Below are 12392 nucleotides of genomic sequence, written 5' to 3'. Positions count from 1 at the left end.
TCCGGCGGGCGGAATGACATGGTCCGGTACGGGGCGTCAGGGTACGGGGCCCGGCCCGTACGGGCGGATCGCTCCCGGCGTACGCGCGGTTCAGCCGGACTCGCGCACGACCAGCGTGGCCTCCAGGACCACGGGCGCGAGGTCCGCCCCGTCACCCGCCAGCCGGCGCAGCAGCAGCCGGGCCATCAGGCGGCCCATCTCCTCGACGTCCTGGCGCACCGTGGTCAGCGGCGGGTCGGTCAGGGTGGCCGGGTCCAGGTCGTCGTAGCCGACCACCGCCACCTCGTCGGGGACGTGCCGGCCGCGGGCCCGCAGGGTGCGCAGCGCGCCGGAGGCCATGAGGTCGGAGCAGGCGAACACGGCGTCCAGGTCCGGTGCGGCGTCCAGGAGCCGGGCCATCGCCAGTTCGCCGCCCTGCGCCGTGAAGCCGCCGTCCGCGATCAGCCGCGGGTCGGCCACCTGGGGGGCCAGCGCGTCGCGGTAGCCGTCCAGCCGGTCCTGGGCCGAGGTCTGGTCGAGCGGGCCGGTGATGATCGCTATCCGGCGGTGGCCGCGGGCCAGGAGGCGGGTGACGGCCTGGCGGGCGCCGCCGCGGTTGTCGGTGTCGACGTACAGCGGGCGCGGTTCGCGCCGGGCGCCCGCCCAGCCGGGCCGCCCGCCGTAGACCGTGGGCAGCCCGCAAGCCTCGGCCATGGCGGGCAGCGGGTCGTCGCGGTGCAGCGAGAACATCAGCGCGCCGTCGACGTGCCCGGCCGCCAGATAGCGGCCGATGCGGTCGTAGTCCTCGCGGCTCTCCACGAGCAGCAGCAGGAGCTGGGTGTCGGAGGCCGACAACTCCCGCCCGATTCCCCGCAGTTGCTGGGCGAAGAAGGGGTCGGTGAAGACCCGGGTCTCCGGTTCGGCGATGACGACGGCCACCGCGCCGGTGCGGCGGGTGACCAGCGAGCGGGCCGCGCTGTTGGGGACGTACCCCAGCTCGGCTATCGCGCGGCGCACCCGCTCCTGGACGGTGGCCCGTACGCCCGTACCGCCGTTGATGACGCGGGAGACCGTGGCGCGGGAGACCCCGGCGAGGGTGGCGACGGCGTCCAGGGTCGGGCGTGCGTCCTTGCTTCCAGACATGTCCAACACCTTTTCATACGCGGTTACTTGACGGTCCGACAACGAATGGGCAGGGTGCCTTGTTGCGGGCTGAGAGCGCTCCCAGAAGCTCCGGCGGCCCGCCCCGGCCGCCCTGTCGCGGCGCCGGTCCCCGCCCCCGTACAGCAGGGAGTCACGCCATGATCAGCCGCCGTACGCTGCTCGGCGGCCTCGCCGCGGGCGCCGCCACCGCCGCGGCCTGGCCGGGACACGCCGCCGCGCTCCCGGGCGCCGCCACGATGCCGCTGCGCATCGTCAACAACACCGGCCGCTACACCAACGCGTCCATCTGGATATACATCGTCGGCAACGACGGCACCCAGCAGGTCAGGGTCGCCCCCGGCGGACAGCTGCGGCCGGTCGCCCTCTCCGACAACGGCCCCGACGGCTACACCGACTACGCCCTGCCGCTCGCCGCCACCGGCACCACCACCCTGCACCTGCCGCGGATGTCGGGCCGGATCTACACCGCGCTCGGCGCCAAGCTGAAGTTCAAGGCCGTACGGGACGGCAACGGCAGACCCGCCCTCGCCTACCCCGCGGGCTGGGTCGAGTCCGACCCCAACTACCAAGTCCTGCACGACTGCGCCGAGTTCACGTACAACCAGAACGGCATGTACTGCAACACCACCATGGTCGACATGTTCAGCGTGCCGCTCGCCATCCGGCTCACCGGCGCCAGGGACCAGACCACCGGCACCCTCAAGAACGGCGCCCGCGCCCGCCTCTTCTCCGAACTCGCCGCCACCGAGGGCTTTTCGGGCCTGGTCGTCGGCGACCGCCGCATTCTCGCCCCCGGCCACGGCCTGGACGCGGGGCGGTTCCCCCGGGACTTCCTGGCCCCGTACATCGACCGGGCCTGGGCCGCGTACGCGACCAAGGACGTCAAGGTCACCACGGCCGCCGGCACCTTCACCGGCCGGGTCACCGGTGGCAGGCTCACCTTCACCGGCCCCGCCACCGTCTCCTTCGCCAAGCCCACCACCCGTGACGTCCTCTTCTGCGACGGCGCGCTGGCCGCCCCCAACGACGGCACCACAGGGCCCGTCGCCGCCGTCCTCGGCGCCGCCCTCAACCGCTCCACCCTGCTGTCTCACCCGGCCCAGCCCACCACCGACCCCGCCGTCTTCTACCGCGAGCGGCTCACCAACCACTACGCCCGCGCCATGCACACCGCGACCCTCGACGGCAGGGCGTACGGCTTCGCCTTCGACGACGTGGCCGGCTTCGCCTCCTACATCGAGGACGGGGCGCCGCGCGATATCACCCTCACGCTCACCCCGTTCTGACCCCGAACTGGCCTCTTTTGGGCCTCCGTTGTGACGGACTCGTCCGACCCCGGCACGCGCCCTGGTAGCCGCTCCTACGCTGAGCCGCATGTCAGGAGCCGCGCAATTCCCCACAGACCCTGCACAACCGGCCGACTCGCCCCCACCGACCGGACCACCCTTAACACCCAAGGGCGCCGAGCGCGCGCGAGTCGCCGCGGTGCAGCGCCGTACGGTCCAGGTCCTGATGGCCGCCCAGATCGTCGCCGGCATCGGCATGGGCGCGATGCTCTCCTCGGGCGCCCTGCTGGCCGGCCGCCTCACCGGGTCCGAGGCCACCGCGGGCCTCGCCACCACCTTCACCACCCTGGGCGCAGCCCTGCTGGGCATCCCGTTCGCCGCGCTCTCCCGCTCCCGCGGCCGCCGCGTGGGCCTGGGCGCCGGATGGCTGATAGCCGCCGCCGGCTCGCTGGTCGTGCTCGCCGCCGCCCGGCTCGGCTGGTTCCCGCTGCTCCTGCTGGGCAGCCTGCTCATCGGCGCCGCCACCGCCTCCCACCTCCAGGCGCGGTACGCGGCCACCGACCTCGCCGAGGAGTCCCACCGGGCCCGCTCGCTGTCCATGGTCGTGTGGGCCACCACGGCGGGCAGCGTCATCGGCCCCAACCTCACGGGCCCCGGCGAACCGGTCGCCCGGGCGCTCGGCCTCCCCGAGGAAGCGGGCACCTTCGTCTTCTCCGTCGGCGCCTTCCTGCTGGGCTGGGCACTGGTCTGGGCCCTGCTGCGCCCGGATCCGCTCCGCCTGGCGGGCACCGGCACCCCGCCCGCCGCCCGCGCCGCCGGTGCCCCCTTCGGCGCCCGGATGCGCGGGGCGCTGCGCCACGTACGCTCCTCACCCGCCGCCCTGCTCGGCCTGGTCTCGGTGGTGCTCGGCCACGCTGTCATGGTGTCGGTGATGACGATGACGCCCCTCCATCTCTCCCACCACGGCGCCGCGCTGAGCGTCATCGGCCTCACCATCAGCGTGCACATCGCCGGGATGTACGCCTTCTCACCGCTGGTGGGCTGGCTCACCGACCGCATCGGCCGCCCGCGGGTCATCCTCCTGGGCCAGGGCGTCTACGCCTGCGCCGCGCTCGTCGCGGGACTGGCGGGCGGCACCCAATGGGCCATCGTCACCGGGCTGTTGCTCCTGGGGGTGGGCTGGTCCTGCGCCACCGTCGCGGGCTCCACCCTGCTGAGCGAGTCCACGGCGCCCGAGCACCGGGCCGAGGCCCAGGGCCTGACCGACACCCTGATGAACCTCGCCGGAGCCGCGGGCGGCGCCCTGGCCGGTGCCGTCGTCGCGGCCGTCGGCTACGGCGGGCTGAACGCGGCCACGGCCGTCCTCGTCCTGCCGGTCGTGGTCCTCACGGTGCGTCAACTGGTCCGCGTACGACCCTGATCCGCCCCCGAACACACCCGGACAGCGGTCCGGCCGGCCCGCACACGGACCGGCCGGAGTCCGGCGCTCACGCCCCGTAGGCCCCGCTCGCCGTCAGCCGCAGCGCCGTGTCGATCAGCGGGACGTGGCTGAACGCCTGGGGGAAGTTGCCCACTTGGCGCTTGAGGCGCGGGTCCCACTCCTCGGCCAGCAGCCCCAGGTCGTTGCGCAAGGACAGCAGCCGCTCGAAGAGCTTGCGGGCCTCCTCCACCCGGCCGATCATCGCCAGGTCGTCGGCCAGCCAGAACGAGCAGGCCAGGAAGGCCCCTTCGTCCCCTTCCAGGCCGTCCACCCCGGCCTCCTCGCCCTGCGTCGGATACCGCAGCACAAAGCCGTCCTCGGTGCCCAGCTCCCGCTGGATGGCCTCGATCGTGCCGATGACCCGCTTGTCGTCCGGCGGCAGGAAGCCCATCTGCGGGATCAGCAGCAGCGAGGCGTCCAGTTCCTTGGAGCCGTAGGACTGGGTGAAGGTGTTGCGCTCGGGGTCGTACCCCTTCTCGCACACATCGCGGTGGATCGTCTCGCGCAGCTCCTGCCACCGCTCCAGCGGCCCGTCCACGTCGCCCGACTCGATCAGCTTGATCGTGCGGTCCACCGCGACCCAGGTCATCACCTTGGAGTGGACGAAGTGCCGGCGCGGCCCGCGGACCTCCCAGATGCCCTCGTCCGGCTCGTCCCAGTGCTTCTCCACCCACTGGATCAGCTTCAGCTGCAGCAGCGAGGCGTAGTCGTTACGGGCCAGCCCCGTCATGTGCGCCAGGTGCAGCGCCTCGGTGACCTCGCCGTAGACATCCAGCTGGAGCTGGCCCGCCGCTCCGTTGCCGACCCGTACGGGCTTGGAATTCTCATACCCCGGCAGCCAGTTGAGCTCGTTCTCGCCCAACTCCCGCTCGCCCGCGATCCCGTACATGATCTGGAGGTTCTCCGGGTCGCCGGCCACCGCGCGCAGCAGCCACTCGCGCCAGGCCCTGGCCTCCTCGCGGTAGCCCGTGCGCAGCAGCGAGGAGAGCGTGATCGCCGCGTCCCGCAGCCAGGTGAAGCGGTAGTCCCAGTTGCGCGAGCCGCCCACGTCCTCGGGCAGCGAGGTGGTCGGCGCCGCCACGATCCCGCCGGTCGGCGCGTACGTCAGCGCCTTGAGCGTGATCAGCGAGCGTACGACCGCGTCCCGGTAGGGCCCGTGGTAGGTGCAGTGGTCCACCCACTCGCGCCAGAAGCTCTCGGTGGCCTCCAGCGCCGCCTCCGGCTCCGGCAGCGCGGGCTGCTGGTGGTGCGAGGGCTGCCAGCTGATGGTGAAGGCGATGTGGTCACCGGGGCCGACGGTGAAGTCGGAGTACGTGGTCAGGTCCTTGCCGTAGGTCTCGGCGTCGGAGTCCAGCCACACCGAGTCCGGCCCCGCGACGGCCACCGTACGGCCGTCCACCTTGTGCACCCACGGCACGACCCACCCGTAGGAGAACCGCATCCGCAGCGCCGAGCGCATCGGCACCCGCCCGCTGACCCCCTCCACGATGCGGATCAGCTGCGGTGCCCCGTCGCGCGGCGGCATGAAGTCGATCACCCGCACCGTCCCGCGCGGGGTGTCCCACTCCGACTCCAGGACGAGCGAGTCCCCCCGGTAGCGGCGGCGGTCGGCGGGCAGTGGTTTCCCCTCGGCGGTGTGGGCCGGTCCGATCCGCCAGAACCCGTTCTCCTCCGTGCCCAGCAGGCCGGCGAAGGCCGCGGGGGAGTCGAAGCGGGGGAGACACAGCCAGTCGACCGTGCCGTCCCGGCAGACAAGGGCGGCGGTCTGCATATCGCCGATGAGTGCGTAGTCCTCGATGCGCCCGGCCACGTGCATCTCCCGTCAGAACTGCGGTGACGCCCCCCGTGGGACGTGTGATCTGTCCGTCCTGTCCATGAAACTCCGCCGAGCTTGGGGTCCGGGATTGGGGCGGGGGTGGTGCCTTGCCGGACGGCTCGTAGCGAGTGTCCGAGCAGGATACGACGCACGGAAGTGATCCGCGCGACTCTCTTGAGCGCAGTGCTGAGCCGAACGGGTGGCCTGGGTCACGTAGTGCTCCACGCGCGTGCCCGGAAGCGACCATGCCAGGTCGCTGATAGCCTGGTACCCCGTGGACCGGTGGGACCGGAAGAAGACGCAGACGACTCCGCACCCCCGAACCGCAGCGACGGCACCCCCTGATCATCCGGGGCCAGCGCCGCATCGCACCTCTCCACCTCGCGACCACGGGAGCTCCCTCTTGGCCATGCCGCCCAAATCCACGACGACCAAGCACCTCTTCGTCACCGGGGGCGTCGCCTCCTCTCTCGGCAAGGGGCTCACCGCCTCCAGCCTGGGTGCGCTCCTCAAGGCGCGGGGCCTTCGGGTCACGATGCAGAAGCTCGACCCGTACCTGAACGTCGACCCCGGCACGATGAATCCGTTCCAGCATGGTGAGGTATTCGTCACGAATGACGGTGCCGAAACTGATCTGGATATCGGTCACTACGAGCGATTCCTGGACGTAGACCTCGACGGCTCGGCGAATGTCACCACCGGCCAGGTCTACTCCACGGTGATCGCCAAGGAGCGCCGCGGTGAGTACCTCGGCGACACCGTGCAGGTCATCCCGCACATCACCAACGAAATCAAGCACCGCATCCGTCGCATGGCGACCGAGGATGTCGATGTTGTGATCACCGAGGTCGGCGGCACTGTCGGCGACATCGAGTCGCTGCCGTTTTTGGAGACAGTCCGTCAGGTCCGCCACGAGGTCGGCCGCGACAACGTCTTCGTCGTGCACATCTCGCTGCTGCCCTACATCGGCCCCTCCGGTGAGCTGAAGACCAAGCCCACCCAGCACTCCGTCGCCGCCCTGCGGAACATCGGTATCCAGCCGGACGCGATCGTGCTGCGAGCGGACCGCGAGGTCCCCACCGCCATCAAGCGCAAGATCTCGCTGATGTGCGACGTGGACGAGGCCGCGGTGGTCGCCGCCATCGACGCCCCCTCGATCTACGACATCCCCAAGGTGCTGCACACCGAGGGCCTGGACGCCTACGTCGTCCGCAAGCTGGACCTGCCCTTCCGTGATGTGAACTGGACCCAGTGGGAGGACCTGCTGGACCGCGTCCACAACCCCGACCACGAGGTCAAGGTCGCGCTGGTCGGCAAGTACATCGACCTGCCGGACGCCTACCTCTCGGTCACCGAGGCGCTGCGGGCCGGCGGCTTCGCCAACAAGGCCCGCGTGAAGATCAAGTGGGTCACCTCCGACGACTGCAAGACCGCGGCCGGCGCCAAGAAGCAGCTCGGCGACTGCGACGCGATCTGCATCCCCGGCGGCTTCGGCGACCGCGGTGTGGACGGCAAGGTCGGCGCGATCACCTACGCCCGCGAGAACAAGATCCCGCTGCTGGGCCTGTGCCTGGGCCTGCAGTGCGTGGTCATCGAGGCCGCGCGCAACCTGGCGGGCATCGAGGGCGCCAACTCCACCGAGTTCGACCCGGCCGCCGCCCACCCCGTCATCTCGACCATGGCCGAGCAGATGGACATCGTGGCGGGCGAGGGCGACATGGGCGGAACGATGCGCCTGGGCATGTACCCCGCCAAGCTGGCCGAAGGATCGATCGTGCGCGAGGTCTACAACGACCAGCCGTACGTCGAGGAGCGCCACCGCCACCGCTACGAGGTCAACAACTCCTACCGCGGTGAGCTGGAGAAGAAGGCCGGTCTGCTCTTCTCCGGCACCTCCCCGGACAACAAGCTGGTGGAGTACGTCGAGTACCCGCGCGAGGTGCACCCCTACCTGGTCGCCACCCAGGCGCACCCGGAGCTGCGCTCCCGCCCGACCCGCCCGCACCCGCTCTTCGCGGGCCTGGTGAAGGCGGCTGTGCAGCAGCAGGAAGCCGCGCGCAAGACCGGCAAGCCGGCCAAGTAGGCCCAGCCGATACGGTGGACCGGGGTCCGGACCTTCACGGGTCCGGGCCCCGGTCCCTTGCTTTCTGGAGCCCGGAAGGACGTACGACGTACATGGCGATCAAGGACACCCCGGAGGAGTGGCAGGTCACCGCGAGTGTGACGCCCTTCACCGGCAACAAGACCAGCGTCCGTACGGACGAGGTCGTCATGCCCGACGGCACCACCGTCAAGCGCGACTACCAGGTCCACCCCGGCTCGGTGGCCGTCGTCGCCCTGGACGACCAGGACCGGGTCCTGGTCCTGCGCCAGTACCGCCACCCGGTGCGCCAGAAGCTGTGGGAGATCCCGGCCGGGCTGCTGGACGTCCCCGGCGAGAACCCGCTGCACGCCGCCCAGCGCGAGCTGTACGAGGAGGCGCACGTCAAGGCCGAGGACTGGCGGGTGCTGGTGGACGTCTACACCACCCCCGGCGGCTGCGACGAGGCCGTACGGATCTTCCTGGCGCGCGACCTGTCCGAGGCGGAGGGCGAGCGCTTCGAGGTCTCCGAGGAGGAGGCCGACATGGAGGAGGCGCGGGTGCCCCTCGCCGAGCTCGTGCGCGGCGTACTGGCGGGTGAGCTGCACAACAACTGCCTGGTCGTGGGCGTGATGGCGCTGACCGCCGCCCAGGCGGGCCAGGGGCTGGACGCGCTGCGGCCGGCCGACGCGCCCTGGCCGGCGCGCCCGTTCGAGGCGTAGCCACCCCGCCCGCACGCCGCCGCGCCATCGGCCGGCGGGCCCGCCGGGCTCCGGTGCGATCATGGGCTGATCCGGACGGGTGACCCGACCGCCGCGCTCCGCAGGGGGTGTGACGGGTCGTGAACTACGCTCGGTCGCGTTCCCGTTCGCGACCGCGGCGGGGCCGAACGCGCAGGTGGACGGGAGCGTGGCCCGTGACGGATCAGGCGGTGGGGAACGACAGTTCCGTCGCGGCGGCGCGCGGCCGCAGGGTGCCCAGCACCGATACCGAGGACGCTCCACAGGGCCGTACGAGCCGCAGCGGCGCCGCCCGGCCCACCGTACCCGCGGCCGCAACGGCCCCCGCCGCCACGGATTTCGTCGGTCGCCGGCGTGAACTCAAGGCGCTGCGCGCCGACATCGATCGCGCCGGCCTCGACACCCTCTCGGGGCGCCGCGGCTCGCGCAGCCGAGTGCTGCTGATCGCGGGCCGCCCCGGCTCCGGCCGCAGCGCCCTGGCCGAGGAGCTGGCCCGCGAGCTCGCCGAGGAGTACCCCGACGGGGTGCTGCGGGCCCGCCTGACCGACCCCGGCGGCGATCCCGCCCCCACCGACCAGGTCGCCCGCGAGCTGCTGGCCGGTCTGGACGCCCCGGCCCCGCCCGGCGCCGGCGCGGACGAGCTGACCGAGGCGCTGCGGACCGCGCTGGCCGGGCGCCGCGCGCTGCTGATCCTGGACGACGCCCCGGGCGCGCGGCAGGTCGAACCGCTGCTGCCGGACGCCCCCGACTGCCTGGTCGTCGTCATCGCCCAGGGCCCGCTGACCGGCATCACCGGCGTACGGCCGTGCGCGCTGGGTGGCCTGGACAGCGCCGCCGCCCTGGAGCTGCTGGGCCGCTACGCGGGGCCGACGCGGATCACCGTGGACCCGCGCTCGGCCGACGCGGTGGCCGAGCAGTGCGGGGGGCAGCCCGCCGCCCTCGTCCTGGCGGGCGGCTGGCTCGCGGCCCGGCCCAAGGCCTCGGTGGCCGACCTGCTCCAGGCGCTGCGCGCGCTGCCCCTGCCGGACGAGCAGCCCACCGGCGCCCGGCCGCTGTCGCGCGCCTTCCGCCTCGTGCTCGCCACCCTGCCGCAGCCGGCCGCCCGGATACTGCGGCTGATCACTCTTGCGCCCGGCGGCCTGGTGGACGCGCACACCGCTTCGGCGCTGGCGGGCTGTTCGGTGGCCGCCGCGGAGACCACCCTGGCGGACTTCGCGGGGCTCGGCCTGCTGCGCCCGGTGCCGGGCGGCACCGCCGCGTCCACCGGGGCCGGCGCGCGCCCCCAGTACCGTCTGCCCGGCTGTCTGGCACCACTGGTGCGGCCCCTGCTCCAGGAACGGGAGCGGCCCGCCGAGATCCAGCTCGCCCGCGCCAGGATGCTGGAGCGGACCGTACGCCTGCTCCAGTCCTGCCGGGCCATGGGCGAGCCCGCCGACTCCCCGGCGCGCCAGCGGCTCTCCGGGCTGCCGCGCTCCTTGCGCTTCGGGTCCGCCGAGGAGGCGGCCCAGTGGCTGCACAGCCGCCGTGCGGCGCTGCTGGACTCGGCCCGTATCGCGGTCGAGGACGGTGAACTGGACACCCTGGACCGGCGGTTGATGGCCGCGCTGGTACGGACCCTGATCACCCATCAGGGGGCCGAGGCCGCCGCCGCGGACCTGTACGGACTGCACGGGCTGGTCTTGGAGGTCGCCGAGCGGCGCGGTCTGGCGCGCGAGAAGGCCGCCGCGCTGCTGAACCTCGGCGACCTGGACGGGCAGGCCGGACGCGCCCAGGACGCGCTCGCCCGTTACCGGGGCGCGCTGGAGGCGGCGCGCTCGGTCAAGGACGCCGTCGCCACCGGCCGCGCGCTGGAGTCGCTGGGCGGCACGTACACCGAGCTGGGGGACTGGGCGCGGGCCGCCGACTGGTACGGGCGGGCGCTGGAGCTGCGGCTGACCCGGGACGAGAGCGCCGACGCGGCGCGGCTGCACGGCCGGATCGGCGCGGTGCTCACCTACGCTGCGCGCTGGGGCGCGGCCCTGGGGCAGTGGCGGGCCGCCGCGGGGGCCTACCGCAGGCTAGGTGACGTACTCGGGCAGGCGCGCGCGATGGGTGAGGCGGCGCGGGTACAGGAGTACGCAGGGAGGCCTGAGGAGGCGCTGCGGACCTGTTTCGAAGCGCTCGAATGCGCCCGGCTCGCCAAGGATGAGCGCCTCGAAGCCGCACTTCAGCTGCGGATTGCGGATACCTACGAGCGGCTCGGGGACCCGGCGGCGGCACGGCTGCATCGCGGTCTCGGGGAGCAGCTCATCGAAGATCAACCGGAGTGACCTACGAAATCGGTGGAGTTTCTCGCGGTAATTAATGCTTTGCAAGGCTAGACAACAGCAGATCCTTCAATAGACTGGGTTGGTCGCGTCCGCCGCGGCCTGTCCGGACATCCGTCGCATCTGCGGATGTATGGATCTTTCTCCTGCAAGCTCTCTTACAAGGACCGTGATCGACGTGAAGGTCGGCATCCCCCGCGAGGTCAAGAACAACGAGTTCCGGGTGGCGATCACGCCCGCCGGTGTCCACGAGCTCGTACGCAACGGCCACGAGGTCTTCGTCGAGAAGGACGCCGGTCTCGGCTCCTCCATCACCAACGAGGAGTACGTCGCCGCCGGTGCGAACATCCTCGGCACCGCCGATGAGGTCTGGGCCACCGCCGACCTGCTGCTGAAGGTCAAGGAGCCGATCGCGGAGGAGTACCACCGCCTCCGCAAGGACCAGACCCTCTTCACCTACCTGCACCTGGCCGCCTCCCGCGAGTGCACCGACGCGCTGCTGGAGTCCGGCACCACGGCCATCGCCTACGAGACGGTGGAGACCGCGGGCCGCCAGCTGCCGCTGCTCGCCCCGATGTCCGAGGTCGCGGGCCGTATCGCCCCGCAGGTCGGCGCGTACCACCTGATGCGCCAGGCCGGCGGCCGCGGCGTGCTGCCGGGCGGCGTCCCCGGCGTCCAGGCGGGCAAGGCCGTCGTCATCGGCGGTGGTGTCTCCGGCTGGAACGCCGTCCAGATCGCGGTGGGCCTGGGCTTCCACGTCACGCTGCTGGACAAGGACATCAACAAGCTCCGCGAGGCCGACAAGATCTTCGGCACCAAGGTGCAGACGATCGTCTCCAACGCCTTCGAGCTGGAGAAGGCCGTCGTCGAGGCCGACCTGGTCGTCGGTGCGGTCCTCATCCCGGGCGCCAAGGCTCCCAAGCTGGTCACCAACGAGCTCGTCGCCAAGATGAAGCCGGGAAGTGTCCTTGTCGACATCGCGATCGACCAGGGTGGCTGCTTCGAGGACTCCAAGCCCACCACCCACGCCGAGCCGACCTTCGAGGTCCACAACTCGGTCTTCTACTGCGTCGCCAACATGCCCGGCGCGGTCCCCAACACCTCCACCCACGCGCTGACCAACGCCACGCTGCCCTACATCGTGTCGCTGGCCAACAACGGCTGGGTCGAGGCGCTGCGCCGCGACGAGGCCCTCGCCAAGGGCCTGAACACCCACGACGGCAAGGTCGTCTACGGCCCGGTCGCCGAGGCGCACGGGCTGGAATCGGTCGAATTGAGCTCGCTTCTCGGCTGAGCCGTCAACGACGCGCGTCAATAGCGCACACCCGGCCGGGCCTTGTCAGCAAGGCCCGGCCGGTCGCGTTTGCGACACGCCCTATGTCGGACACGGTAGGAGGCGTCCTCAACTCGCCGTGAACATAGCCCTTTAACCGTTTCGCACACCCCCGAAACACCCCGGTTGTGCGCCTTGCACCCTTGACATCTGGGTGTTCGGTTGCCGACACATCGGGCCGGGTACGGCGGATTGTGTTGCTGCGAAC

General features: G+C 71.9%; 8 protein-coding genes. 6 read left to right on the top strand and 2 right to left on the bottom strand.

Annotated features, from left to right (window positions below; genetic code table 11):
* Positions 1-90 precede the first annotated feature (90 nt).
* A complete protein-coding gene (locus AC4IJH_RS16235; protein WP_490852408.1) occupies positions 91-1122 on the bottom strand; it encodes a LacI family DNA-binding transcriptional regulator in 1032 nt (343 codons plus the stop codon).
* Between the two features lie 158 nt (positions 1123-1280).
* Between AC4IJH_RS16235 and AC4IJH_RS16230 the strand changes: the two genes are divergently transcribed.
* Together AC4IJH_RS16230 and AC4IJH_RS16225 are read left to right on the top strand one after the other, a co-directional pair.
* Positions 1281-2429: a beta-1,3-glucanase family protein gene (locus tag AC4IJH_RS16230; protein WP_490852407.1), complete on the top strand. Its 1149-nt coding sequence runs from the start codon at positions 1281-1283 to the stop codon at positions 2427-2429.
* A gap of 88 nt (positions 2430-2517) precedes the next feature.
* Complete coding sequence (locus tag AC4IJH_RS16225; RefSeq protein ID WP_490852406.1) at positions 2518-3849, top strand: MFS transporter; 1332 nt, start codon at positions 2518-2520, stop codon at positions 3847-3849.
* A gap of 67 nt (positions 3850-3916) precedes the next feature.
* Here the strand turns inward: AC4IJH_RS16225 and AC4IJH_RS16220 are convergent, their stop codons facing one another.
* Positions 3917-5725 (bottom strand): glycoside hydrolase family 15 protein, encoded by a 1809-nt coding sequence (locus AC4IJH_RS16220; RefSeq protein ID WP_490852405.1) that lies wholly within the window; start codon positions 5723-5725, stop codon positions 3917-3919.
* A 409-nt stretch (positions 5726-6134) separates the two neighbouring features.
* On the opposite strand from AC4IJH_RS16220, the gene pyrG reads away from it, so the two are divergent.
* From pyrG to ald, 4 genes are all read left to right on the top strand, one after another.
* Positions 6135-7808 (top strand): CTP synthase, encoded by a 1674-nt coding sequence (gene pyrG / locus AC4IJH_RS16215; RefSeq protein WP_490852404.1) that lies wholly within the window; start codon positions 6135-6137, stop codon positions 7806-7808.
* A 92-nt stretch (positions 7809-7900) separates the two neighbouring features.
* The gene (locus AC4IJH_RS16210) at positions 7901-8527 is read left to right on the top strand and encodes an NUDIX domain-containing protein (RefSeq protein ID WP_490852403.1); all 627 of its coding nucleotides are present in this window, start codon (positions 7901-7903) and stop codon (positions 8525-8527) included.
* 194 nt (positions 8528-8721) lie between these two features.
* Entirely contained in the window at positions 8722-10854 is a 2133-nt protein-coding gene (locus AC4IJH_RS16205) for a tetratricopeptide repeat protein (RefSeq protein WP_490852402.1), read from the top strand.
* Between the two features lie 175 nt (positions 10855-11029).
* A complete protein-coding gene (gene ald, locus AC4IJH_RS16200; protein WP_490852423.1) occupies positions 11030-12145 on the top strand; it encodes an alanine dehydrogenase in 1116 nt (371 codons plus the stop codon).
* The last annotated feature ends 247 nt before the right edge of the window (positions 12146-12392 follow it).

The sequence above is a fragment of the Streptomyces sp. UF-297 genome, assembly GCF_058245575.1.
This window is presented reverse-complemented; position numbering and strand designations above follow the sequence as displayed.